Raw genomic sequence first — 25,390 nt, 5'->3', positions numbered from 1 at the left:
CAACTAATTTAGTCCACTGATGCGCCCTGCGCGGTGGAACACCACGCGAGCGATCGGGAAAACCCAATTATTCGCTGGAAGCGAGCAATTGCACGGCCCGGCTGACGTCTTCTTTCACCAGCATGGCACGATGGCGCACGGCTTCGATATCGATCGGCTTGCCGGCTTCGGCCTGCATGCGCATCATCGCTACGACCTGTGCGGTCGTCGCCAAATCATTGGCGGCCTTAGTCAGCGAACGATGCGCCGCAGAGGTCAGCTGCGGGATCGTGTCGTCATTGCTCGGGGTGATCCGATGCGCCGCACAGCAAAGCTGGCGTACGGTCGGCAACAGCACAGCCATCTCATTGGCTTCTCGGACCAGCTGATTGTAAACCTGGTCATCGTTGATGCCCTCTACCACCTGGAAGACCCGGTCCAATGACCGCTGGAAACGGTCATGGGCGCGACGCCAGACGCCCTCGCCAAGTTCGCGAGCAGCAGCACGCTCAGCGCGCAGTCGTGAAAAGAACGCCATTACACTTCTCTGCCGGTGGATTCCGATGAATTACTGGTTCTAGCCTACCGGGATCACCGCAGTGTTCCCGGCAGCGGGGTCGACATAAAACGAAACCGGCCGCGAGCCCCATCCGCTTTCGCCAATGGTTCTCACGGCCGGTACCAGTCGCGTTCAGCAGCAACGCCCTTCAGGATTCTTTTCCTGCCAGTCGGTGTAGTCCTTCCAGAATTCGCGCTCGGTCATTGGCTTGGCGCCAGGATGATTGCGTTCGTGGTGTTCCAGGTAGTGCTGGTACTTGTCGGCCCCGAGCACCCCGTCGACAAACTTCTTGGCTTGCCCCAGGCGTTCCAACAGCGTCGCCATCGCTAGTGGCCGCCTCGCTGGACTTGGGCTTCGGCAGGGATTTGCTTCCAAGCCTTTTCAAGTTCCTTTTCGGCAGGCGACGAGATCAAGCCGGCGGGTGCGTACATCTTCGATGGCACGGCAGGATCCTCGGTGCTGTTGCCACCACCGCTCTGCTTGGCCTTGGCGGTTGCGACAACAGCCGATACCAGCACGATGGCGGTCAGTACCAGGAAGACCACGGACAGCCAGCCCTGGACACCGGTGTTGCGGACCACGGCCTCCATGGCTTCAACGCTGCCCGCCGAGCCGAGGGAAGTCTCGCCATTGGCCAGAGCTTCCTTGTAGGCGTTGTGGTTGGCGAAGTAGCCCACCTTGGTATCTGCGGAGAAGATCTTCTGCCAGCTCGCGACGAAGGTGATCACCACGGTGAAGGCCAGCGGCAGAGCCACGACCCATAGGTACTTGAAGTTGTTCTGCTTGGCGATGATGGTCATCACCACGGCCAGCGCTATCGCAGCCAGCAACTGATTGGCGATGCCGAACAGCGGGAAGAAGGTGTTGATGCCTCCCAGTGGATCTGTCACGCCGAGGATGAGGATGTAGCCCCAGCCGGCAACCATGATCAATGTGCACAGCCACACGCCCGGACGCCACGAGGTGTCCTTGAACTTCGGGAAGAAGTTGCCGATGGTGTCCTGCAGCATGAAGCGCGCAACACGGGTACCGGCGTCAACCGCGGTCAGGATGAACAGTGCCTCGAACATGATCGCGAAGTGGTACCAGAAGCCCATCATCGCGGTGCCGCCGAACCACTGGTGCATGATGTGCGCAATGCCCACAGCCAGGGTCGGAGCGCCACCGGTACGCGAGACAACCGAGCTCTCGCCCACGTTATTGGCAAGTTCGGTCAGCTGGTTTGGATCCAGGCTAACGCCGGCCAAACCCAGCGAGTTCACGAATGCCGCCGCGGTTTCCACCGTGCCGCCGGTAGCGGCAGCCGAGGAGTTCATCGCGAAGTAGATGCCGCGGTCGATGGAAATCGCTGCAACCAGCGCCATGATGGCCACCATGGATTCCATGAGCATGCCGCCGTAGCCCAGGAAGCGGGTTTGCTTTTCCTTCTCGACCAGCTTCGGGGTGGTGCCCGAGGCGATCAGTGCGTGGAAGCCCGACAGCGCACCGCAGGCAATGGTCACGAACAGGAATGGGAAGATGTGCCCGGCAACGACCGGGCCATCGGCACGGCCAGCGAACTCGGAGAAGGCCGGAACATCGATTTCCGGACGGACGACGATGATCGCCACGGCCAGCAGGCCGATGACGCCGATCTTCATGAAAGTCGACAGGTAGTCGCGAGGAGCCAGCAGCAGCCATACCGGGAGCACCGCGGCGATGATGCCGTAGATGATGATGGCCCAGGCGATGGTGGTGCGATCCAGGTGGAAGAACTCGGCACCCCACGCAGACTCGGCAATCCAGCGGCCGGAGATGATCGCGAACATCAGCAGCACGAAGCCGATGATGGAGATTTCCAGGACCTTGCCCGGGCGGATGAACCGCAGGTAGATGCCCATGAACAAGGCGATAGGGATGGTCAGGCCCACCGAGTAGACACCCCACGCGGATTCGCCCAGTGCATTGACGACCACCAGCGCCAAGATGGCGGTAATGATGATCATGATAGCCAGGGTGGCGATCAGGGCAGCGGTGCCGCCGATCAGGCCCAGCTCTTCGCGGGCCATCTGGCCCAGCGAGCGTCCGCCACGGCGCATGGAGAAGAACATGACGAGATAGTCCTGGACCGCTCCGGCCAGCACCACGCCCACGATAATCCAGATGGTGCCAGGCAAATAGCCCATCTGCGCTGCGAGGATCGGTCCAACCAGCGGACCGGCGCCTGCGATGGCGGCGAAGTGGTGGCCGAAGAGCACGCGGCGATCGGTGGGAACGAAATCACGGCCGTTATTGACCGATTCGGCCGGGGTGGCCCGGAAATCATCGGGTTTGGCGATCTTGCGCTCGATGAACTTCGAATAGAAGCGGTAGGCAATCAGGTAGGTCGCAGCAGCGGCGAAGACGAACCAGATGGCATTGATGGTTTCCCCGCGCGAGAAGGCGAGAATCGACCATGCGATTCCGCCGACCAGCGCGATGGCAACCCAGATGGCGATCTTGGCGGGGGTCCAACGCTTTTCTTCGCGTTCGGCAACCTCAGGATCGACACCCGCTGGTGGCAAGGTATTTTGGGTACTCAAATCGAGCAACCTCCTAGGAACAGTGCAAGTGATGTGCGCGACCAGCGGTTATTAGGCTAGTCACGCATTAATGACTACTGAGTCACCTTACAACTGGTTTCCCGCTGCTTTAAACCTCTATGACAACTTTTCCCGTATGTTCACCGGAATCGAAGTATTCGTGGGCAGCGGCCAGCTCCGGGAATCCAAAGGCCTTGGTGACGTTCAGTGCCAGTTTCCCCTGTTCCAGCAGCGGCATCACGCGGGTAATGGTCTGGCGAACGATCTCCGCCTTCTCATGCAGCGGGCGGGAACGCAAAGTTGTGCCGATGATCCGCGCCCGCTTGCTCATCAGCAGCCCCAAGTTCAGTTCTCCCTTGGCTCCGCCTTGCAGTCCGATGACTACCATCCGTCCGCCGACGGCGAGCGCCTTGACGTTCTCCCCCAGGTATTTGGCGCCCACGACATCCAGGATCAGATCCACGCCCCTGGCGTCGGTCAGTTCCTTGACGCGTGCAGAAAAGTCCTCTTCCCGGTAGTTGATCCCCTCGTCGGCGCCGAGGGTACGGCAGTAGTCCAATTTCTCTGCCGAGGAAGCGGTGACGATGACGCGGGCGCCAGCGGCTTTGGCGAGCTGTATGGCCATGGAGCCGATGCCGCCGGCTCCGCCATGGATCAACAACGCCTGGTCTTGGCCCAGTCCGCCTTCGATGAAGAGGTTGGAGACCACGGTGGCGGCGACTTCCGGCAACCCGGCGGCTTCGATGCTCGAAACCGTTTCAGGGATTTCGATGAGCAGTTCTGCCGGAACATTGACGTACTGCGCATACCCGCCAGCAGCGAGCAGGGCGGCAACTCGCGCTCCCGGTTTCCATCCGCTGACGCCATCGCCGATCTCCACGATGCTGCCCGAGACTTCCAGCCCGGGGATATCGCTGGCTCCGGGAGGTGGCGGATACACTCCCTTGCGCTGCTGCACATCCGCGCGGTTCAGTCCGAAGGCCTCGACCTTGACCAGCACTTCCCCAGCTGCGGGGACCGGCATTGGCCGTTGGACCAGTTCAAGGACTTCTGGCCCACCGGCACCGTTGTAGATATAGGCGTTCATAACGTCGTTCATGGCCTTCAATTCCTTTCAACAGGGGTTCATGCCGTATACTTTTTCGGGTTGGATGGTTGTCCGAGCGGCCGAAGGAGCTGGTCTTGAAAACCAGTAGGCGGCAACCCCGTCTCATGGGTTCAAATCCCATACCATCCGCGCTTTTCGAGTTTGGCGGGCTGATCCTTGGATCAGCCCGCCAAACTGCTTAATACTGCTCCGCGCTTAATCTTTCGTTGACGATCAGCCCCGCCAGGCGAGCCACTTCGTTCACTACGTTGGCTGCGTCTTGCAAGGTTCGGGCCGCGGGGTGGCGCAGGTCGCCCGCTTGCGCGGCAATAGCGGTCCCCCACTGCGCTGATGACAATTGCAATCCCAGCACGAATAGCCCGCGGTGCGCCAGCCCATCGCTGTTGACCAGACGGTATGGTTCACCGACCACGTCGAAACCGGATCCAGGCAGGCTTTCGCCTTCCGTGTTCTTCCAAGTGTGCACGCGCGCTACGTGATCTCCCAAGAGCTGCTTTATCAGTGCCGCGTTATTTTGCAGCACGCGGTTACTCGGCATCATCGCTTCGCACATGGTCTTCGCAGTGTGCACCTCCGCATCTACCCAGGGCGAGGAGGCGGTGAACTGCTCGGAAACCTCGTCGAAGCCGAACTCCGGGTCCGGGCCAAGGAAGGTTACGATCCCGGCGCGCGAGAGCGCCAGCAGCTGTTCAATGCGTTCGAGCGGCGGGCCTGAGGACAGTCCTTCGACCAGTGGCTCGAAGTGCGCTTGGATTTCTTCAATGCGCGACTGCTCGTCGATCACGCCGGAAGCAATCAGCTCCTTGACCAGCATGCGTCCGGCATTCATCGTCATGATGGCGCATGACAACGGGTCTTCTAGCCCGCCGGTGCTGTGCCGGGCATTGCCCACGAGGTAGTCGCGTACTGCCTGCTGGTATTGCTCATCGGAGCTGAACCCGAGTTCTTCAAATGGCCTTGCCAGCTTTGGCACATCGAGCCACTGCAACTGCGGGAACTGCCCGACGAACTTGCGCAGTTCGCTAAGCCACACTTGGCTTCCTTCATGGTGCTCCGCAGAGAGGATCGCTTCGAGCTGATCAACGAATTCTCGCTCATCGAGACCTTCCGGGGCACCATGCGCGCGAGCGCAGGTGCTGTAGTAGGCGAACAAGATGTCCCGGTGCAGCTTGGGCCAAATATGGCGTGAGAACACCAAGGAGGAGGCAGGGTTGGTGGCGCGTGCTTCGGCAAGGCGCCCGATGAGTTCCGGAGCGTCGAAGTAGCGTAGTTCAATTTCATCAGGAATGAACTGCTCCACTACTGGCTTGCCCCAGTAGGGGGTACCTCGGCGCGAAGCTACGATCAGTGCCGGCTCCCGGCCTGAGCCGATGTACTGCAGGCGATGCCCCGGCTCGGTGCTGGCCTCACGGAAAATCCCGCCGCGGCCTGCCGTCAGCTCGGCCATGCCGTCAAAGAAATTCAAGCCCAACCCGCGGATCAACGCAGGCTGGCCCTCCTTGAACTGGGAGTAGTCGAGGTCCGCTGGAACATTCGGTGGCAGGTAGGTGGCCCCGGCTTGGGAGGCAGCTTCCTTGAGCTGCTTCTGCCATGGGTTCAGTTCTGCCGGCTGGTGGCCTAAGGCCAGCACCACGGCGTCAGCGGCCAGCTGACGGGTTTCGGCGCCCTCCAGGATACTGCGGAAATCGACCTGATAGGCATTGCCGACGGGGCGGACCGCAATGACTTCTGCGGCTACGTGTTCGATGCTGAAATTCTCGTGGGTGGCAAGTATCGCTGCGCTGCGGCCATAGACGTGCTCGAGGTACTCACCGTAGATTGCGCGTGACGGATAGGATCCGGGTTCAATCTGCCCGATCAGCTTGGCATGCTCATCGGTGAGCTTGCGTCCATCACCGCGAAGAGCGACGAACTGGCGAAAGCTCAACCCCGGTTCATCGCCCAACCGTTCGGGGGCCACTGTCGGAAATGATGACGGGGTGTTCATCAGGAAATGCTCCGACTGTTTCGGGTTCCACACGTGGCCGGAGCCCGGAGGGAACGGATCAAAGACCGTAACTTTCAGAACGGTGCCTTGGGCCGGGAGTTTCAACGCCAAGTTAGCGAGTCTTTCAACCACGCTCGTGCCGCGTGGGCCTGCCCCGACAAGGGCCAGGCTGAACTCGTTCTTTGGTGTTGCTATCTCGCTGTTCACTCCTCTAGGTTATTACCTTTGGAACAGGGCATGGGCCAGACGCATAGACTATGGCCATGACTGAGCATGATTCTGAGGTTGCAAGCGCTGATCCGTATTCCTGGCTTGAAGGAATTCACGACGAAACGGCACTCGAATGGGTGCGGGATCAGACCCAGCGTACCGAGTCCGAGCTGTACGACGACTCGTTCCATGCTACTGCGGAGCGGATCAAAACGGTTCTGGATGCCCAAGACCGCATTCCCATGGTGACCAAGCGTGGCGATCACTACTACAACTTCTGGCGCGATTCCGCCCATCGTCTTGGACTTTGGCGTCGCACCACTTGGAATTCCTACCTCAGCGACGACCCGCAGTGGGAAATCCTATTGGATCTTGACCTGCATGCGCAGTTGGAAGGCCGCGAATGGCATTTCGCTGGTTCAGCACTCCTGCGTCCAGCGGCCGGCGGCGCCTACCAGCGGGCCCTGCTTCGCTTGAGTCCTGACGGCGGCGACCAGGTGCGCATTCGCGAATTCGATCTGACCTCCAAGAGCTTCGTTGCCGGCGGTTTCGACCTTCCCGTTGCGAAGACCCAAGCCTCGTGGATTGACCACGATACGTTGCTTGTCGGTTCCGCCAGCAGCGAGCAGTTCACGACCCGTTCGACCTACGCGAAGACGTTGCGAAGGCTCAGCCGCGGCATGGAGATCGAAGAAGCGCCAATTCTCTTCCAAGTCGATAGAGAACATGTCGCAGCCTTCGGCTACTTCGATTCGTCTCCGGGATTCGAACGCGTGGTCACCACTGATGCCATCGACTTCTACAATTCCACTGCCGGTGTCCTCATCGACGGGGAACACCATCTGATCGATGTTCCGACCGATGTGCAGGTCAGCCTGCACCGGCAGTGGGTCCTCTTTGCTCCCCAAACCAATTGGGAACACCAGGGCCAGAAGATCGCTGCGGGTTCATTGGCTATCGCCCGGCTGGATAGATTCCTCGAGTCCGGCAGCATCGAGAAGGTTCTCTTCGTCCCGGATGCGCACACTGCGCTGGAATCACTGAGCTTTACCGCCAATTATCTGCTGCTCACCGTATTGCATGATGTGGCTTCGCAAGTGCGCATTATTGATCTCGCAGATCATTTCAGCCAGTCGGACATGCCGCTGATGGATCCAATGCTCAGCGTCTCGGTGGGAGCCGTTGATGATGAGGACCCGGAGCATGGCGATGACTATTGGATGACCATCACCGGATTCATTACCCCTACTACCTTGTTGCGCGGCACAGTTGGTTCGGCAGCAAAGGTCGTGAAGAAATCGCCGGATCGCTTTGATGCCGGTGGTTTTGAAGTCACCCAGCATTTTGCGACCTCTGCGGACGGCACCAGGGTTCCATATTTCCAGGTCGCGGCATCCGACTTGGTTCACGATGGGAAGAACCCGGTGCTGATGGACGGCTACGGCGGTTTCCAGCACAGCATGACTCCTGGCTATGCAGCCGCCATGGGCACCGGTTGGTTATCGCGCCGTACCGTTGAGGGCCGCAAACCGGTATACGTCATGGCCAACATTCGCGGTGGTGGCGAGTACGGGCCGGATTGGCATCGTGCTGCCCTGCGTGAAAAGCGCCATCGTGCCTACGAGGATTTCGCAGCCATCGCCCAGGACCTGGTGGCTCGCCGGGTGACGTCCCGCGCGCATTTGGCCGCGACAGGGCGTTCTAACGGCGGGTTGCTCATGGGCAATATGATCTCTGGCTACCCGCACTTGTTCGGAGCAATTTCCTGCGGCGTTCCGCTATTGGACATGCAGCGCTACACGCAGCTAGCTGCCGGCCATTCCTGGATTGCCGAGTACGGCGACCCGCAGGTTCCCGGGGACTGGGACTTCCTGCGGACTTTCTCCCCCGTGCATCGACTCACCGACCAGCCTCATCCAGCCAATGACTATCCGGCCTCGTTGATTTGGACCACGACTTCTGATGACCGTGTCGGCCCTTCGCAGGCACGCATCATGGCAGCCAAAATGATGGATCTGGGCATTGCCAATGTGCGGTACCACGAGCCACAGGGCGGTGGCCATGCCGGGTCAACGGATAACGAGTCAACCGCCAACATGCTGGCGACCAGCTACGAATTCCTGTGGCGACAGGTGCGTTAGCTCTCTCGTTTTGGAACACGCGCCCATCTTCGGGTAGGCTAGATTCTGCTGGAAACAGCGGATGGACACGTGCCAGAGCGGCCGAATGGACTTCACTGCTAATGAAGGGTCGGGCTAAAACTCGACCGGGGGTTCAAATCCCCCCGTGTCCGCCAAGAACCCCCTACTCAGGTAGGGGGTTTTTCGTTCATATGGCACTTTTTCGACGAGAACGTTCCGAATACGGAAAATCCCCCGGATTCACCGATTTTTCGGTGAATTCGGGGGATTCTCAAAACTCCAGGACAGCAGTTTCTCCGCTACTGGTCGTCGCGCTTAACGAAGGTCCGCAGCATGTTCTGCACGATATCCTCTGGCAACGAGGTGTGGCGAACAATGATGTCCGACATCCGGTCCAGATCGGTATCGGCGATTGCGTCGAAGAGCGCTTCGCGGTCAGCTTCTGGAAGTTCGGCAGCATCGAAATGCACTGGACCATCCGGGCCCTGGCCTTCAAAGCGGAAGTCTGCAATATTGCCGTTGGCGCTCGCGCCAGACATGGGAGACGTCGCGATCATGCGTTCCAGGTCTTCGACCGGCAGATCCGTATAGCCGTGCAGGATCTTTGCCGCTTCTTCAAAATTGGAATCCCGCAGCATGGAGAATAGCTGGTCGTATTCATTTGCCGGCAGTTGTTCGCTGGAAAATTCGCGGTTCTCGCCATCAAGTTCGAACGCCATCTTGAAGTGCGTAGCACTTGGTTCCTGAAGGGAACTGAACTGCTCGCTCCATTCCTGGGGTACAACCCAAGTGTCATCGGCAGGTGCTGGTGTGGCATCCTCTGCGGCAGTGGCGGCCGCTTCACGATCTTCGCGCTCAACTTGAGCTTCGAGTTTGTCGCTCAAAGCCTTGATCTCGGCATCATCATTCGGCAATTCCTTGGCAGGGGCTGTCTGCGGGTACTTGTCGAGGCTGCGTACTGCAATCACGCAATCCTTGACCGAGTCGCCGGTAGCAGCGCGGAAATCCTTGACCGCGCCCATGACGTCGCCCTTGGCCAGATTGCGGTACACCGAATTGCGTGAAGCATCATCCAGCCTCGCGTTTGCCGCCTGCGCTGCTTCACGGGAAATCGCCTGCGCGATTTGCGCAGTGTTCTTCTTGCGCAGCGCTTGCAGACCGAAGTAGCCCAGGGCAATCACTGCGATGAGGACAACGAGCCAGATGAGAAATTCCATACTTCCAGACTACTTTGTTTAACTGTGCGATTACCCGGCTACGCCCAAAGTGAAAGGCATGACACCCGGTGCGCCGGCGATGCGCAGGGCCCGCCCAGCCATCGCCATGGACCACCGGGAATCAACCAGATCATCAACTAGCAGCACCGGCCCTGGAGCGTCGGCAATGAGCTGTTCGAGCTGCGTTGGAAGTTCAAAAGCATCGGCAACCGCAGCCACACGGAAAGCGGAATTCCCGCCCGGGCCATTCTGTGGTCCAGCACCGCGATATTCGAGCTGCCCCAGGTAGCGCAACCGTCCCACCTCAGCTAGGCCCTGAGCAAGGGAGGTGATCAGCTGGGGACGCTTATTCGATGGCATGGCTACAACGCCCACTGGACGTTCCTCCCAATTCCATTCGGCAAGCACCTTGATGCACGCATCGAACATCGCCTTGTCGATAGGGGAATCGGTGGGGTCGGCAAAGAGCTGGCGCAATCGGTTGCCCCACCCCAGGTCGGTCAGGCGAGCCAGCGCCCGGCCCGTGGCCACCTGCTCGTCAATAGCGATTTTGCCCTTGAGCGTGTACCCCAGCCGGTCCAGTCCCGAAGGGTACAGCTTGCGCGGTTCAATAGGAACTCCCACCCGTCCAAGTGCCGCCTGCGCGCTGTCCTTCGAATCGTCAGGAATATGGTCGTCAAACCAAACGCCAGCGCAGTTGTCGCACCGGCCGCAGGGAGCAGACTGGGGATCATCCAAGGCGTCGGTCAGAAACTGCATGCGGCATCCGCGAGTGTTCTCGTAACTGACCATGAGGTTTTGTTCATGGATTCGGCTCTGCGCCACTCGCTTGTACCGATCGGCATCATAGGTCCATGGCATGTCGGTGCGCATCCAGCCGCCGGCAACACGCTCCACCGCACCATCCACGGCCAGCACCTTCAGCAACAGCTCAAGTGGCGAGCGGCGAAGGTTCACGGCGCTTTCCAGCGCCGGGACACTCATCGCACCGTCGGTCTTGGCCAAGGCCTCGAGCACCTGGGTGGCGCGCACCTGGTCCGGCATGGAGCTGGTGGCGAAGTATTCCCAAATTTCCGAGTCGTCGGGCCCGGGCAGCAGCAGGACATCTGCGTTGATGCTCCCACGCCCGGCACGGCCCACCTGCTGGTAGTAGGCCACGGGCGAGCTGGGGGCACCGATGTGCAAGACGAAACCGAGGTCTGGCTTGTCAAAGCCCATGCCCAAGGCGCTCGTGGCGATCAGCGCTTTCACTTCGTTATTCTTCAACGCTTGTTCAAGGCGTTCGCGTTCTTCCAAATCGGTGCGCCCGGTGTAGGCAGCAACTTCGTGCCCGGCATCCTTGAGCAGGCGAGCAATATCCTCGGCCGCAGAAACCGTCAGGGTGTAGATAATGCCCGAGCCCTTGAAGTCCTCGATGTGGCTGAGCAACCAGGCTAACTGCATGCGCGGCGAAGCCAGACGCAGGACACCTAGGCGCAGCGAGTCGCGAGCCAGGGTGCCGCGCAGCGTGAAGACCTCCTCGGTGCCGCCGGCCAGCTGTTCGGCAACGTCCTGGACTACTCGGCTGTTCGCTGTTGCAGTGGTCGCCAAAACCGGGAGGCCCTGAGGCAATCGGGCGATCAGGTCCCGGATGCGGCGGTAATCCGGGCGGAAATCGTGGCCCCAGTCCGAAATGCAGTGCGCCTCGTCGATGACCAGCAGGCCCAAACGCTGCATCAGCATCGGCAGCTGCTGCTCGCGGAAGGATGGATTGTTCAAACGCTCCGGGGACACCAGCAGCACATCGAGCTCATTGCGTTGCAGCTTTTCGAGGATTTCACGCCATTCGAGCACATTGGCCGAATTGATGGCCGCAGCGCGGACTCCAGCACGCTCCGCGGCCGCAACCTGGTCGCGCATCAATGCCAGCAGCGGGGAAACGATCAGTGTTGGCCCGTAGCCCTGTTCTCGCAGCAGCAGGGAAGCGATGAAGTACACGGCGGACTTGCCCCAGCCGGTACGCTGGACGACCAGTGCGCGGCGCCGCTCGGCCACCAGTGCGCTGATCGCTTCATACTGGCCATCATGGAACTGCGCGTCCGGGTTTTGCACCAGTGCGCGCAGTTTCTGCAGTGCCAGCGTTTTCAGATCCACCTGCGTTGAGCCATCCATGCCTCCAGTATTTCAGTTCCTGCCCACGATTTAGCCCGTGGCGTCCGCTAATTGTGGATGAACTCTCGCAAGCTGCGGTGCCGACAGGGGAAAATAGCTGAAATGTTAGGCATTTCCCATCCGCAATCGCCTAGTTCTCAATGATTTGAATCAGTCAAACCGGTAGGCTGAAAGGCGTGAGTGAAGAAATTGATCTTAATCAGAGCTTTAAGGCCTACGACGTACGCGGCGTAGTCGGCGAGAACCTGGATGCCGAAGCAATTGAAGCCATCGGCGCGGCCTTTGTCGACGTCCTGTCCCTGTCCGGCAAGGAAGTACTGGTTGGCGGTGACATGCGCCCATCTTCCGCAGAATTCGCCCAAGCCTTCGCTCGTGGCGCCACCTACCGCGGCGCCAACGTGATCATGCTCGGATTGATCTCCACCGATGAGCTGTACTTCGCATCGGGCAAGCTCAATGCCGCCGGTGTTGTCTTCACCGCCAGCCACAATCCCGCCCAGTACAACGGCATTAAGATGTCCAAGTCTGGCGCCCGCCCGATTTCTTCGGCTACCGGTCTGTTCGACATTCGCGACCTGGCCCAGCAGTACCTTGACGAGGGACTGCCGGTCTCCGGTGACGCCCCGCAGGGCAGCATCAGCGAGCGCGACGTGCTGGCCGACTATGCAGCATACCTGCGAGAATTGGTGGACTTGTCGGGCATTCGTCCGCTGAAGATCGTGGTGGATGCCGGAAACGGCATGGGCGGCATGACTACCCCCGCAGTTCTTGGGGGTACGGTGCTCGCTGAGCTGCCGCTCGAAATTGTTCCGCTGTATTTCGAGCTGGATGGCACTTTCCCCAACCACCCGGCCAATCCGCTGGAACCGGAAAACCTCAAGGACCTGCAATCCGCAGTACTGGAGCACGGGGCCGATCTCGGCCTGGCTTTCGACGGCGATGCCGACCGCTGCTTCGTTATCGACGAGCGCGGACTGCCGCTGTCCCCTTCGGCTATCACCGCACTGGTCGCGGTGCGCGAAATCGCCCGTGTGCAGGCAGCTGGCGAAGAGTCCCCGGTGATCATCCACAACTTGATCACTTCCAAGGCGGTGCCTGAATTCGTCGCCAAGTCCGGAGGCGTTCCGGTGATGACCCGCGTAGGCCACTCCTTCATCAAAGCTGAAATGGCTTCGCAGGGCGCGGTCTTCGGCGGCGAGCATTCCGCCCACTACTACTTCCGCGACTTCTACAATGCCGATACCGGCATGCTCGCTGCCATGCATGTGCTGGCCGCCTTGGGCGAGCAGGAACTGCCGCTCTCCGAGCTGGGTGCCGAATACGAACCCTACGCTGCCACCGGTGAAATCAATTCAGAGGTCGAGGACAAGGCAGGTGCCACTGCCCGGGTCGTGTCGCATTTCCAAGACCAGCCAGTAGAAGTGATCACCATGGACGGCACGACCATTTCAGCGGCCGATGGCAGCTGGTGGATCAATCTGCGCCCATCGAACACCGAACCATTCCTGCGTTTCAACGGCGAAGGCCGGACCGCAGAAATCATTGAGCCCATCCGCGATGCCGTTCTGGCTATCGTGCGTGAAAAGAACGTCACCAACTAGCAAAGGGAAGACATGAACCTCGAAGAACTGGATGAGGGCGTCAAGGACGCGCTGAACAAGGTCTTGGGCACCGCCCTGGGCGTGGCCCGCGAACAGCTCGAAGAGCAGGGCGTGTTCCTGCCTTTCGCGATCGCGCTGGAGCCGAAGGAAGAGGAAGACGAGCCGGAGCTGCGCTTGATCGCTGTTCCGCCAACGGATGATCCTGAGGATCCGGAAGCCGACATCGACACCGAAGCCATGGTTGCGGACCTGATGCAGGTGCTGAACCAGCAGGGCACCCACTTCCAGGCGATCGCTGTCGCCTCGGATGTGCTGCTCCAGGAAAACGACCAGGATGCCATCCACATTGTGGCCGAGCACCGTGTCGGTGCGGCCTTGGCCATCGTGCAGCCGTACACCATGCCTGCAGAGCCAGGCGGCGAATGGATCTTCGACGAGCCAGCGGCAGAGTCGGCGGAAGCCATTTGGGCCAACGCGCTCTAGACCGCAGTTGGTAATTCCGGGGTCGGCATAGTCACTATGCTGACCCCGGAAGTCTTTTCGCACGTAAAGTAGGAATCATGAAACTCAGTGCCTTCACCGACGTATGCTTGCGAACCGTCATGGTCCTTGCAACGCCCGGCACCGGGCAACTGACCAGCCGCCAGATCGCCGAGTCCGTGGGGGTTCCCTACAACCACGTTGCCAAAGCCGTCCTGGAACTGCGCACGCTGGGAATCCTGCAGGTCACCCGCGGCCGCAATGGCGGCGCGCAGCTGAGCGATGGAGCACTGGATTTTTCCCTCGGCTCACTGCTGCGCAAGTTGGACAAGCGCACCGATATTGTGGATTGCTCCGATCATGACGCGCAATCCAACTGCCCGCTTTCGGGCAGCTGCCGCTTGCGGGCAGTCTTCCGGCAGGCCCGCGAAGCTTTCTACGCTTCACTGGACCCGCTGACCATCCAGGACATCTGCCCAGCATCATCCGCGATGCCCTTCACGGCGCTCCCCTTCCCTACGGTGCGCGCCCTTTCCTGATTCCCCTGCGCCCCCCGGGGGTCGCATCGCCGATTTCTGTTACGAATACCGGCCGGTGGATTTGCAATCCTTTTCTACTAGGCGTAGAAATGAATCATAAATCTTGTATCTGGAATACAAGTTATCGCCTACTCCAAGGAGACCCGATGCTGTCCACGAAGTCCTTCCCGGTCGTTGAAGCCACGTTGCCAATCATCGCAGAGCGCATTTCCAGCATTACCCCGAACTTCTACAACCGCCTGTTCACCGCTCACCCGGAACTGCTCGACGGAATCTTCTCCCGTTCGAACCAGAAGAACGGCACCCAGCAGCAGGCCTTGGCGGGATCCATCGCAGTCTTCGCAACCTACTTGGTCAAGTACCCGGGCACCACTCCGGAAACCATGCTCGCGCGCGTAGCCCACAAGCACGCTTCCCTCGGTGTCGCCGAGGAGCAGTACCCCATCGTCTACAAGCACCTCTTCGACGCCATCGCCGAAGACCTGGGCGAGGCGCTGACTCCGCAGATCGCCGAGGCCTGGACCGAGGTCTACTGGCTGATGGCCCACGCGCTGGTCAAGATCGAGAAAGGCTTGTACGCGCAGCAGGCCAACGCCGAGATCTACACCCCGTGGAAGCTTGTCGAGCGCATCGAAACCGGCGTTGATTCGGTCTGCTTCAGCTTCGAGCCAGCTGACCGGACCCCTGCCACCGTCGCCAAGCCGGGCCAATTCGTTTCGGTCCGCATGCCGATGGCCGACGGCCTGCGCCAGGTCCGCCAGTACACCTTGAGCGGCGACATCGAGCGAACCGATCGCCGCACCGTCACGGTCAAACTGGATGTGAACGGCGAATTCTCCCCGGTGATCCACCATGACCTGAAACTCGGCGACGTGGTGGAGCTATCGAATCCGTATGGCGACCTGGTCATCGATGACGATGGCCCGCCGCTGGTGATCGCCACCGCCGGAATCGGCTGCACCCCGAGTGCGGCCGCGTTGCAGACCCTGGCCGCACGCGGCTCCACCCGCAAGGTCACCGTGCTGCACGCAGACCAGACGGCCACCGCCTGGCCATTGCGCGAGCAGATGCTCGAATCCATCGGCAAGCTGCCAGAAGCCACCATCGGCACCTGGTTCGAACGCGGGGAATTGCCGGAGGGGCTGAACGCCACGTCCGGCTACATGGATCTCGCCGGCGCACTGACCGGGAATGCCCAGGTCTACTTGTGCGGCCCGCTGCCATTCATGCATGCAATGCGCAACCAGGCGCTGGAAGCCGGCATCCCGGCCGAGCGTATCCACTACGAAGTCTTCGGCCCGGATGTATGGCTCGCTGCCTAGCTTCCTGGTGACAGAGCCGTGCTGCAGGTGGATCGATGGGGAATCCGCCTGCAGCACTTTTTTGCCTTTATTTTCCGGTATCCGCAGGAGAATCCGGCTTGCCGCCCTGTTTCGGCGCCTTCTTCTTCAAATCGAACTTTTTCGGGTCCAGCTTTCGAGGATCGATTTTCCCGGCGAACCTGCCAGGCTTCTTCTGTCCGGCTTCTTGAGCTGGCGGCGGGGGCTCCCCGGCTTCCAGGTCCTGATTCGCCGGCGCTTCAGCGGCTTGTTCCACCGGTGTTGCTTTCGCGCCGGGTGCCGGCTTCGCAGCCTGCGGATCAACCAGGATCTGGTGCAGGCCCGCATCGGAAATCCACTTGCGCAGCACCGAGTTGAACAGGATCGGGTTCTCGATATTCCATTGGTGGTGCATGCCCGGAACCACGCGCGTGATCACCTGCGGGAGCCTTGCGCGCAGCGCGCCAAAGGATTTCTGCACAACTTTGGGCTCCTTGGCTCCAGCGAGGGCCAGTACCGGGCCCCGGTAGGAGCCGAGCTTCTGCGGCAATCCCCCCGGGTCCATCTCGTCCATGATGGCCCGCATGTTCTCGGCTTTGAGCTTCACGCCGTGCTCGGTGAACAGCTCGCGCTCATCATCCACCATTCCGTAGGCACCAGCCTGGAAACGCCAGAACCACTCGCTGCCAATGAGCTTGAGCTGCATCCGCTGGAAAGCCCGGGCCGCCTGCCCCACACCGGTCACCGGAGTGCCGGTAATCAGCACGGAGTCAACGAGCTCCGGATGCCGTGCGGCCACGTGCAAAGCAATCACTCCACCCAGGGAAATGCCAACCAGATGCACGCCGCCTTCGGAAACCTCGTCGGCGATCAAGGCGGCGACATCATCGGCGGCGGATTCCAGGCCATCCCAGGTTTCCTCGAACCGGGCACCAAAGGCCGGCAGGTGCAGAGTCAGGATGTTGCAGTCGCCAAAGGCCAGAACCTGCGGGTCCCAGCTCCAGTTGCCGACGTTTCCGCCGTGGAGGAAGACCAGGGTCTTCATCGACCGTTGCCCATCATGATGCCGCCCGGGATGCACTTCCGGATAATCGGTGGCATCGCGCCCGGCACCGCTTGCAGGGGTCTTGTTCTGGTCTTTGGCTGCAGTCATGGCAAGTACTCCAATACCGCGTCGAGCCATTCCAGCTCCGCGGCTTGTTGTCGGATTGCATGGTCAAGTGTGGCAGCCATCAGGAAGCTGCGACGGTCCGCAGCGGCTCGCATGTCAATGCCTTCGCGCTGGGAGAGGTAGTCATCGAGGATGAACTGCGTGGCTTGGCGGCGCTCCTCCAGCAAGCTCTGGATATCATCGCGTTCGAGTTCGGCGGCGAAGAACACCTGCCCCATGAAGGGATCACGCTCGGGAGACTGCACCGCACCAGCAGAAAGCCACTGGGCCAGTGCCGCACGTCCCGTTTCCGTGATGTGGTGTTCCTGGCGGTCAGGGTAATTCGACTGCGCGACGGTGCGCACGGTGGCATACCCCTTGTCCACCAGCTGCGCCAAAGTGCGATAGATCTGCGCCTTGTCTGCGTTCCAGAAGTGGTTAATAGAGGAGTCAAAGTGCTTCTTGAGCTCGTAGCCAGTCATGGGCGACAAGCACAGCAGCCCGAGAATCAATCGTGCCAAAACCATAGAGCAATCTTTTCATAAATAGTTGATTTTGCACCCACTTTGCCCCGGCGTGTGGAAACTGTACCCGGATTGTGACAATTCCTCCGTGGCGCACGAGAACGCCCCGGTGACTGGAATTCCAGTCACCGGGGCGTTCTCATGTGCGGATCTGCTGGAGATCCTAGTCAACTATGCGTTCAGGCGATCCTTCAAGCCGTCGAGCTCTGCACGCAGCGAAGCCGGCAGCGCATCGCCGAACTTGGCGTACCACTCTTCGATGGCCTCGACTTCGGTAGCCCATTCATCCTTGTTGACGGCTACTGCCGCTTCAACGTCGGCTGGGGTGAACCCTTCAAGGCCAGCCAAATCCAGGGACTCGCCGGTCGGGACGTTTCCGATGATGGTTTCCCGGGCGTCCGCGGTGCCTTCGATACGCTCGACAGCCCACTTGAGCACACGCGAATTGTCGCCGAACCCTGGCCACGCGAAGCCACCGTCAGCCGTGCGGCGGAACCAGTTGACCAGGAAGATCTTCGGCATCTGCTCTGGGTTGAGCTTGTTCGAGATCTTGTCCCAGTGGTTCAGGTAGTCGCCTGCGTTGTAGCCGATGAATGGCAGCATCGCCATCGGGTCACGGCGAATCACTCCGGTCGCACCTGCAGCGGCTGCGGTGGTCTCGGAGGAAAGGGTCGAACCCATGAAGATGCCGTTGGTCCAGCTGCGGGCTTCGGTCACCAGCGGAATGGTGGTCTTGCGGCGGCCGCCGAAGAGGATCGCATCGATCTTCACGCCGTTAGGCGAGTAGTAGTCCTCGGAAAGCATGTCGACCTGGTCGATCGGGGTGCAGAAGCGCGAATTAGGGTGCGCTGCCGGACGACCGGATTCAGGAGTCCAGTCGTTGCCCAACCAGTCGGTCAGGTGCGCAGGAGCCTCGTCGGTCATGCCCTCCCACCAGACGCCGCCGTCATCGGTCAGCGCAACATTGGTGAAGATGTTGTTGCCCTTGGAGATGGCGCGCATCGCGTTCGGGTTGGTGGACCAGCCGGTGCCTGGCGCCACGCCGAACAGGCCGTATTCGGGGTTAACGCCGCGCAGCTCGCCGTCCTTGCCGATGCGCATCCAGTTGATGTCATCGCCCAGGGTCTCAGTCTTCCAGCCTTCAATGGTTGGATCCAGCAGCGCCAGGTTGGTCTTGCCGCAGGCCGACGGGAATGCCGCGGCAATATGGTACGACTTGTTCTGCGGGCTGGTCAGCTTCAGGATGAGCATGTGCTCTGCGAGCCAGCCTTCATCGCGGGCCATCGCCGAGGCGATGCGCAGCGAGTAGCACTTCTTGCCCAGCAGCGCGTTGCCGCCGTAGCCCGAACCGTAGGACATGATGGCGCGCTCTTCGGGGAAGTGCACGATCCACTTGTCTTCGTTGCATGGCCAGGCAACATCTTCCTGGCCCGGCTCCAGGGGTGCACCTACCGAGTGCAGCGCTGGAACGAAGAATGCGTCCTCGGCTTCCATCTTGCGCAGTACTTCATTGCCGATCTTGGCCATGATGCGCATCGAGGCAACGACGTAGGCGGAATCGGTGATTTCCACGCCGTAGGCAGGCACTTCCGCGTTCAGCGGGCCCATGACGAATGGGATGACGTACATGGTGCGTCCGCGCATCGAGCCATCGAACAGGCCGCTGAGCATGGACTTCATCTTGGTTGGGTCTTCCCAATTATTGGTGAAGCCTGCATCTTCTTCCTTTTCGGAGCAGATGAAGGTGCGCTCTTCGACTCGGGCCACATCCTTGGGGTCCGAGAAACCAGCGTAAGAGTTAGGGAAGTTCGGATCGGTCAGCTTGACCAAAGTGCCGGCTTCAACCAGCTCGGCAGTCAGGCGATCATTTTCTTCAGCTGACCCATCAACCCAATAAACACGATCCGGCTTCGTCAGTGCGGCAACTTCCTCAACCCAGGATGCCAACTTCTCGTGCGAAGTAGGTGCTGCGCTGATAACGTTCTGATCCGAGCTCGTGCTCATTATCCATTCCCTCCATTGGGCTGAACTTGCAATAAATCAAGGCTATTAGGTGCTCAACTCCAGCGCCGTGTGATCGAAACCTCATGAAAGTGAAACCCGGAGGACCAGAAGGAAAAAATTCCCGAAATTCCGGGGGTTGATCTAAACGAATTGACTCGATTATGTGACGAAGGTCACGTAGACCGGTACCCTTTCAACGTCTTCACATAACCTTATGTTCATCTGGACCCACTAGCTTTGCCCGTCGATTTGTACAGCGCGAAATCGACCTGTATAGTTATTCGAGGTTCGTGAGAACAAGCCAGACAAAAGAATATGCGCCCATAGCTCAGCTGGATAGAGCGTCTGTCTACGGAACAGAAGGTCAGGGGTTCGAATCCCTTTGGGCGCACCAACTGAAAAATTCCCACTCGCTCGAGTGGGAATTTTTTGTTTCCCCCAAAGGATTGCCCGATGACACAGCTTGCTCTAGGCGGCCAGCTCAGCCTGCGCCTGCTGGAAGTCGCCGACGCAAAGCAAGTCGCTGAGTCCTACCAGCGCAATCGACAGCACCTGGAGCCCTGGGAGCCGGCTCGCCCCGCAGAATTCTTCACCGAGACGCGGCAAGCGGCACACCTCGCAGCCGCCTCAGAAGCTCGCCGAAGCGGATTGGCCTTTCCCTTCGGGCTCTTCGAACGGGATGCGCTCATCGGACGCTTTAATATCAGCGGAGTGGCCCGTGGCGCATTCCAAAGCGCCAGCCTGGGCTACTGGATCGATCATGAATACACCGGGCGGGGCTTGGCTTCCCGAGCCGTGGCCACCTTGCGCACGGTGGCGCTCAACGATCTGGGCTTGCACCGGCTGGAAGCCAGTACGCTCCCCCACAATTACGGCTCGCAGCGCGTTCTTGAAAAGAACGGCTTCGTCCGAATTGGCATGGCGCCGAACTATCTGGAGATCGAAGGACGCTGGCAGAACCACAACCTCTACCAAGCGATATTGCACGATCATTCGGCTTCCAATCCCAGTGATTCCGTAGTCGACTAGTTATTTTGTGAATCACGGCACTTTTTGCTGTTTTGGTTCTTGCTCCCCGGAAATCTCGTGTAAAGTTATTCAAGTCGTCAAGACTGCTAATAAATGAATATGCGCCCATAGCTCAGCTGGATAGAGCGTCTGTCTACGGAACAGAAGGTCAGGGGTTCGAATCCCTTTGGGCGCACCAACTGAAAATTCCCACTCGATCGAGTGGGAATTTTTTTGTTAAATCCCGGCGGGGAACGGCAGCGGTGCCGCAACAGACTAGTGCGAAGCGCGCAACACCAATTTCGTGTCCATGATGCTCCACTCGGGTACCTGTTCTCCGTTGATGCGTTTGATCAACAGTTCCGCCATGATTTCGCCCTGGCGCTCCGGGTTCTGCGCAATGGTCGTCAACGGCGGTGTCGAGCTTCGCGCGAAAGAGTCATCATCAACGGACGTTACCGAAATGTCCTCCGGCACTTTCACACCAGCTTCCCCTAGGGCCTGCAAAGCTCCGAAGCCCATCTGGGCACTGGCGGCAAACAGGCCGTCTACCGCAACATCCGCGTCCAGCAGCTGCTGCATGATGCGCCGTCCGCTAGCCGGGGTGAAGTCGCCGATCTCAATAGCCGCAGGCTCCAGGCCCGCGCGTTCAACTGCCTGCTTGAATCCCACCAAACGGTCCAGTCCCGCGCCCATGTCCTGTGGCCCGGCAATAATTGCCAGCTTGGTGCGCCCCTGGTCAATGATGACCTCAGTCGCTTGCCTCGCGGCGGCGATGTTGTCGATATCGACAACATAGATGTCCTTTTGATCGGTGCTCATGGTGCGTCCGCCATAAACCATGGGCAACACAGTTCCGAGATCCGCATAGGAACGGTCATCCGCGTGGTGCGAAAGCACCAGCGCGCCATCCACATTGCTGCCCTGCAGGTAACGGGTAGTTTTCACCGGATCCGCTTCGGTGGACAGCAGCAAGGTGAGCATGAATTCGGTATCGGCCAGGTACTGGGCAGCGCCCTGGACGACCTTGGCGAAGTACGGGTCTGCGAAGAACTTCGCGGTGTTCTCGGGAACCACCAAGGCGATGGAATTGGTCCGGCCCTGCGCCAGGGAACGGGCGGCACGGTTAGGCACGTAGTTCAATTCGCGGATCGCCAATTCAACAGCCTTGCGAGCCCCTGGCTTCACCCGATCCGAGCCATTCACTACACGGGAGACCGTGGCCCGTGAGACACCTGCGCGTTCTGCCACCAACTCGAGGGTCGGTTTCGGGCTCCGCGCTTCGTGCATGATCATGATCTTTATCCAGGTGCCTTGCAGTAGTCCGTCGGTGAAACACGATGATGGTCCGCAGCACCATCGGCAGGCTGCGGACCATCATGCTCAGGTGTTATGCCATTGTACGGTTTGCGGCAATCAACCCTGCGTAGGCCTTGCCACTATTCTTAATCGTTCGCACCTGGGTCTGGTAATCGACGTGGATAATGCCAAAGCGCTTCGCGTAGCCCCAAGCCCATTCGAAATTGTCCAGCAAAGACCAGACAAAGTATCCGCGGACATCCACACCGTCTTCTATCGCGCGGGCCACAGCATCAAGGTGGTTGAGGATGTATTCCTCGCGTTCGGGATCTTCAACGGTTCCGGCCTCCGTCACCGTATCGGTGTAGGAAGCGCCGTTCTCCGTGATGTACAGCGACGGAAGGTTAGCGTAGTCCCGGTTCAACCGGTTCAACAGCACGCGCAGCCCTTCAGGATTCACTTCCCAGCCCATGGCCGTGCGCGGCAGGTCGCGTGCCGGGAAGGTCACATACTCGCTGCCGACAAAAGGCGAAGACTTCGGCGAATCGGTAGGCACCACGGGTTGCGGCTGGCCGGCGGGCAGCGGATGGCCTGAAACGTTGTCATCGTGGTAGTGGTTCACGCCCAAGAAGTCGATTGGCTGCGAGATGATCTCCAGGTCCCCTGCTTCAATGACTTCAGCCAGCCCCAAACCCCGGACGTCTTCAAGCAGGTCTTCGGGATAGGAACCGCGCAGGACAGGGTCCAGGTACATGCGGTTCCACAATGCGTCGACGCGGCGCGCTGCTTCCAGATCCACCGGATCGCCGGGATTATTCGGAACCGCATTGGTCAGGTTCAGCGTGATGCCGATATGCTCCGCGCCCAGTTCGCGCAGTCGGGCGGTGGCCAACCCGTGGGCCAGATGCTGGTGGTGCACCGCTGCCAGCGCCGCTTGAGGTTCTTGGCGTCCAGGGGCATGCTCGCCGGCGGCGTAGCCAATCAGCGAAGAGCACAGCGGTTCGTTGAACGTCGTCCAGTGCTGCACGCGGTCGCCGAGCTTTTCATGCACAGCCTCCGCGTATTCGAGGAATTTGTAGGAGGTCTCGCGGTTGGTCCAGCCACCGCGCTCTTCCAATACCTGCGGCAGATCCCAGTGGTAGAGCGTCAGCCACGGCAGGATGCCATTCTCCAGCAGCTCGTCGACCAGCCGGGAGTAGAAATCCAGGCCTTCGGGGTTCACGGTGCGGCCCCCGGGGACCACGCGAGCCCAGCTGGTGGAGAACCGGTAGGAGTCCAGGCCCAGTTCGCGCATGAGCTGCACATCTTCGCGGTAGCGGTGGTAGTGGTCCACTGCGACTTCGAGGTTCTCACCTCCTGCGATGGCCCCTTCCTTGCGGGCGAAGGCGTCCCAGACCGAATCTTCCTTGCCGTAGGAATGGCCAGCGCCTTCGATCTGGGCTGCTGCCGTAGCCGAGCCCCACAAGAATTCCTTAGGCCACGCGAATTTTTGGGATAGGTGGTTCATCATTAGCCCTTTACAGCTCCTGCCATAATTCCGGATACAAGTTGTTTGCCTGCAAGTATGAAGAGCACCAGCAGCGGGATCGTGGCCAGCAGGGCCCCGGTCATCACGATGGTGTAGTCAACGTATCGGGCAGACTGCAGTTGGCTCAACGCCACCTGCAAGGTTGGGTTCTGCGGTGCCACCAGCATGGGCCACAGGTAGTCGGTCCAGGCGGTCATGAAGGTGAACAGCGACAGGATCGCCATCGCCGGGCGAGCCGCTGGAACCCCTACATGCCAGAAGGTGCCGATCATGGAGGCGCCATCCACGCGGGCGGCCTCAATCAGTTCATCGGGGATGTTCTCCACCAGGTACTGGCGCATGAAGAATACGCCGAAGGCAGTGACCAGGGTCGGGATGATGATGGCTCCCAGCGAGCCGGTCCAGCCGAATTGCTTCATCATCATGAACATCGGGATGATGCCCAGCTGGGTGGGCACGGCCAAGGTCGCGATCACGAAGACCAGCAGCCCCTGGCGTCCGCGGAAGCGCAATTTGGCGAACGCGTAGCCTGCCAGGGTGGAGAAGGAAACCACCGAGAAGGTGATTACCGAGGAGACGATGATGCTGTTGCCCAGGGCCGCCCAGAAATCGACGGAGTCCAGGACTTCGGCGACATTGGTCCAGAACTGGCCACCTGGCAGCAGCGGCGGGTACGCCGAGGCGAACACCGCACCGGTGGAGGAACCGATGACGAACGAATACCACAGCGGGTAGGTGCTGCCAATGAGGAAGGCCAGCAGGATTCCGTAGGTGAGGAAGCCAGGACGGCGGTCCATGGAGAAGTTCTTGCCGCGGCGCTGGGGCGCACGGACCTGGCGCGCGGGGCGTTCCACTGTTGCATTACTCATTTGCTGCACTTCCGCTCTGCGTTCCGTTGGCCGGCTTTGCTGCTTTGGCTTGGGCTCGGGCAGCTGCCCGACGTGCCGCTCGGGTTCTGCCAGTGCTGCCGGCGCCCTTCTTGTCGGCCGAGGAAGCGATGGATCCGGAGATCAGGAAATTGATCACGCCGATCACGATGATGATCAGGAAGAGGATCCAGGCCACGGCCGAGGCGCGTCCGAAGTCCCCGCGATTGAAGGCCAGGTCCCAGAGGTAGAGCACCGTGGTCTGGTACTGGCGGTCCGGGCCGCCTGGAACCGAGCTGCTGGGGTTGAACAGCTTGGGTTCGGTGAAGATCTGCAGGCCGCCGATAGTGGCAGTGATGATCACGAAGATCATCGTGGGGCGGATGCTGGGCAAGGTAATCGAGAAGAAGCGGCGGATCACGCCGGCGCCGTCGATGGCCGCCGATTCATGCAGTTCGCGTGGCACCGCTTGCATGGCTGCCAGCAGGATCAGCGCGTTGTAGCCGGTCCAGCGCCAGTTCACCATGGTCGCAATAGCCATATGCGACGGGAAGACCTCGGTCTTCCACGCGATCGGGTCGATATTCACGGCGGCCAGCAGGTTGTTCAGCACGCCATACTGCTCGTCGAATGCCGAGGAGAAAATCAGTGTGACGGCCACCGGCGTGACCACGTAGGGAACCAGCACGCTCATGCGCCAGAAGGTCTTGGCGCGGATGTTCTGGTCCAGCATGGCCGCGATGAACGTCGCGATCACCAATTGCGGGATGGCCGAAAGCAGGAAGATGCTGAAGGTATTGAACAGGGAATTCCAGAACAGCGGAGAGGTCAGTTCGGCTTTGTAGTTTTCCAGGCCGATCCAGGCTCCTGCTCCGCCGAGCAGATCCCAGTCATTGATCGAGACGACGAACGTGTAGATCAGGGGGAACAGGCCCACCAGGCCGAAGAGGATGAAGAAAGGCGAGATGTAGAGATATGGGGAGTACTTGAAATCCCACCGCCCGCGAAGGTGCCGGCGGCGCGTCCTCCGCTCGTCCCTGGTCTCGGCCGGCGTATCCCCGGCCGGAGCATTGTTCCCCTTGTTCCAACGCTGGGGCTGCGGACTGGGCGCGCTGGCGTCCCGGTCTTGTTCCGGGGCATCGTGTGTTGTGGTGCTCAT

General features: G+C 60.2%; 20 protein-coding genes and 4 tRNA genes. 10 read left to right on the top strand and 14 right to left on the bottom strand.

Features of this window, described 5'->3' with window-relative positions:
- Positions 1 to 67: 67 nt before the first annotated feature.
- From ACWICV_RS16595 to ACWICV_RS16580, 4 genes are all read right to left on the bottom strand, one after another.
- On the bottom strand, positions 68 to 517 hold the full coding sequence (locus ACWICV_RS16595; RefSeq protein ID WP_105662501.1) for a hypothetical protein: 450 nt from the start codon (positions 515 to 517) through the stop codon (positions 68 to 70).
- Positions 518 to 670: 153 nt separating this feature from the next.
- On the bottom strand, positions 671 to 862 hold the full coding sequence (locus ACWICV_RS16590; protein WP_073707480.1) for a YbdD/YjiX family protein: 192 nt from the start codon (positions 860 to 862) through the stop codon (positions 671 to 673).
- A gap of 2 nt (positions 863 to 864) precedes the next feature.
- Complete coding sequence (locus tag ACWICV_RS16585) at positions 865 to 3,099, bottom strand: carbon starvation CstA family protein (RefSeq protein WP_454091363.1); 2,235 nt, start codon at positions 3,097 to 3,099, stop codon at positions 865 to 867.
- Between the two features lie 109 nt (positions 3,100 to 3,208).
- Positions 3,209 to 4,186 (bottom strand): NAD(P)H-quinone oxidoreductase, encoded by a 978-nt coding sequence (locus ACWICV_RS16580; RefSeq protein ID WP_400291626.1) that lies wholly within the window; start codon positions 4,184 to 4,186, stop codon positions 3,209 to 3,211.
- A gap of 62 nt (positions 4,187 to 4,248) precedes the next feature.
- On the opposite strand from ACWICV_RS16580, the gene ACWICV_RS16575 reads away from it, so the two are divergent.
- Positions 4,249 to 4,336 (top strand) — tRNA-Ser (locus tag ACWICV_RS16575).
- Between the two features lie 49 nt (positions 4,337 to 4,385).
- On the opposite strand, the gene ACWICV_RS16570 is transcribed toward ACWICV_RS16575, so the two are convergent.
- Positions 4,386 to 6,401 (bottom strand): FAD/NAD(P)-binding protein, encoded by a 2,016-nt coding sequence (locus ACWICV_RS16570; RefSeq protein WP_454091362.1) that lies wholly within the window; start codon positions 6,399 to 6,401, stop codon positions 4,386 to 4,388.
- A gap of 56 nt (positions 6,402 to 6,457) precedes the next feature.
- Between ACWICV_RS16570 and ACWICV_RS16565 the strand changes: the two genes are divergently transcribed.
- The gene (locus ACWICV_RS16565; protein WP_454091361.1) at positions 6,458 to 8,545 is read left to right on the top strand and encodes a prolyl oligopeptidase family serine peptidase; all 2,088 of its coding nucleotides are present in this window, start codon (positions 6,458 to 6,460) and stop codon (positions 8,543 to 8,545) included.
- 63 nt (positions 8,546 to 8,608) lie between these two features.
- Positions 8,609 to 8,700, top strand: a tRNA-Ser gene (locus ACWICV_RS16560).
- Between the two features lie 144 nt (positions 8,701 to 8,844).
- Here the strand turns inward: ACWICV_RS16560 and ACWICV_RS16555 are convergent.
- Together ACWICV_RS16555 and ACWICV_RS16550 are read right to left on the bottom strand one after the other, a co-directional pair.
- The gene (locus ACWICV_RS16555; protein WP_332498833.1) at positions 8,845 to 9,762 is read right to left on the bottom strand and encodes a hypothetical protein; all 918 of its coding nucleotides are present in this window, start codon (positions 9,760 to 9,762) and stop codon (positions 8,845 to 8,847) included.
- 30 nt (positions 9,763 to 9,792) lie between these two features.
- A complete protein-coding gene (locus ACWICV_RS16550) occupies positions 9,793 to 11,913 on the bottom strand; it encodes a RecQ family ATP-dependent DNA helicase (protein WP_332498832.1) in 2,121 nt (706 codons plus the stop codon).
- 167 nt (positions 11,914 to 12,080) lie between these two features.
- On the opposite strand from ACWICV_RS16550, the gene ACWICV_RS16545 reads away from it, so the two are divergent.
- The 4 genes from ACWICV_RS16545 (at position 12,081) to ACWICV_RS16530 (ending at position 15,855) form a co-directional block, all read left to right on the top strand.
- Positions 12,081 to 13,514: a phosphomannomutase/phosphoglucomutase gene (locus ACWICV_RS16545; RefSeq protein WP_166650881.1), complete on the top strand. Its 1,434-nt coding sequence runs from the start codon at positions 12,081 to 12,083 to the stop codon at positions 13,512 to 13,514.
- 12 nt (positions 13,515 to 13,526) lie between these two features.
- Positions 13,527 to 13,997 carry a hypothetical protein gene (locus tag ACWICV_RS16540; protein WP_105658802.1) on the top strand — a complete coding sequence of 157 codons (471 nt, stop codon included), beginning with the start codon at positions 13,527 to 13,529 and terminating at the stop codon, positions 13,995 to 13,997.
- 77 nt (positions 13,998 to 14,074) lie between these two features.
- Entirely contained in the window at positions 14,075 to 14,533 is a 459-nt protein-coding gene (locus ACWICV_RS16535) for an RrF2 family transcriptional regulator (protein WP_105662496.1), read from the top strand.
- 146 nt (positions 14,534 to 14,679) lie between these two features.
- Positions 14,680 to 15,855 carry a globin domain-containing protein gene (locus ACWICV_RS16530; protein WP_454091360.1) on the top strand — a complete coding sequence of 392 codons (1,176 nt, stop codon included), beginning with the start codon at positions 14,680 to 14,682 and terminating at the stop codon, positions 15,853 to 15,855.
- A gap of 67 nt (positions 15,856 to 15,922) precedes the next feature.
- On the opposite strand, the gene ACWICV_RS16525 is transcribed toward ACWICV_RS16530, so the two are convergent.
- The 3 genes from ACWICV_RS16525 to ACWICV_RS16515 all read right to left on the bottom strand — a co-directional run bounded on the left by ACWICV_RS16525 (position 15,923) and on the right by ACWICV_RS16515 (position 19,530).
- Positions 15,923 to 17,005, bottom strand: coding sequence for an alpha/beta fold hydrolase (locus ACWICV_RS16525; protein WP_454091359.1), 1,083 nt, complete (start codon positions 17,003 to 17,005; stop codon positions 15,923 to 15,925).
- Positions 17,002 to 17,529, bottom strand: coding sequence for a PadR family transcriptional regulator (locus ACWICV_RS16520; protein WP_105658806.1), 528 nt, complete (start codon positions 17,527 to 17,529; stop codon positions 17,002 to 17,004). The genes ACWICV_RS16525 and ACWICV_RS16520 overlap by 4 nt, the downstream gene beginning before the upstream one ends.
- A 168-nt stretch (positions 17,530 to 17,697) precedes the next feature.
- The gene (locus ACWICV_RS16515) at positions 17,698 to 19,530 is read right to left on the bottom strand and encodes a phosphoenolpyruvate carboxykinase (GTP) (RefSeq protein ID WP_105658807.1); all 1,833 of its coding nucleotides are present in this window, start codon (positions 19,528 to 19,530) and stop codon (positions 17,698 to 17,700) included.
- A gap of 317 nt (positions 19,531 to 19,847) precedes the next feature.
- Between ACWICV_RS16515 and ACWICV_RS16510 the strand changes: the two genes are divergently transcribed.
- From ACWICV_RS16510 to ACWICV_RS16500, 3 genes are all read left to right on the top strand, one after another.
- Positions 19,848 to 19,924 (top strand) — tRNA-Arg (locus tag ACWICV_RS16510).
- A 59-nt stretch (positions 19,925 to 19,983) separates the two neighbouring features.
- Complete coding sequence (locus tag ACWICV_RS16505; RefSeq protein WP_332488285.1) at positions 19,984 to 20,559, top strand: GNAT family N-acetyltransferase; 576 nt, start codon at positions 19,984 to 19,986, stop codon at positions 20,557 to 20,559.
- A 101-nt stretch (positions 20,560 to 20,660) separates the two neighbouring features.
- Positions 20,661 to 20,737: transfer RNA gene (locus tag ACWICV_RS16500), tRNA-Arg, on the top strand.
- A gap of 77 nt (positions 20,738 to 20,814) precedes the next feature.
- Here the strand turns inward: ACWICV_RS16500 and ACWICV_RS16495 are convergent.
- From ACWICV_RS16495 to ACWICV_RS16480, 4 genes are all read right to left on the bottom strand, one after another.
- The gene (locus ACWICV_RS16495) at positions 20,815 to 21,828 is read right to left on the bottom strand and encodes a LacI family DNA-binding transcriptional regulator (protein ID WP_454091358.1); all 1,014 of its coding nucleotides are present in this window, start codon (positions 21,826 to 21,828) and stop codon (positions 20,815 to 20,817) included.
- 100 nt (positions 21,829 to 21,928) lie between these two features.
- A complete protein-coding gene (locus ACWICV_RS16490; protein ID WP_454091357.1) occupies positions 21,929 to 23,347 on the bottom strand; it encodes a GH1 family beta-glucosidase in 1,419 nt (472 codons plus the stop codon).
- On the bottom strand, positions 23,347 to 24,234 hold the full coding sequence (locus ACWICV_RS16485) for a carbohydrate ABC transporter permease (protein ID WP_041648380.1): 888 nt from the start codon (positions 24,232 to 24,234) through the stop codon (positions 23,347 to 23,349). The genes ACWICV_RS16490 and ACWICV_RS16485 overlap by 1 nt, the downstream gene beginning before the upstream one ends.
- Complete coding sequence (locus ACWICV_RS16480) at positions 24,227 to 25,390, bottom strand: carbohydrate ABC transporter permease (RefSeq protein ID WP_454091356.1); 1,164 nt, start codon at positions 25,388 to 25,390, stop codon at positions 24,227 to 24,229. Before ACWICV_RS16480 ends, ACWICV_RS16485 begins: the two co-directional genes overlap by 8 nt.

This window comes from Glutamicibacter sp. NPDC055354 (genome assembly GCF_053644955.1).
This window is presented reverse-complemented; position numbering and strand designations above follow the sequence as displayed.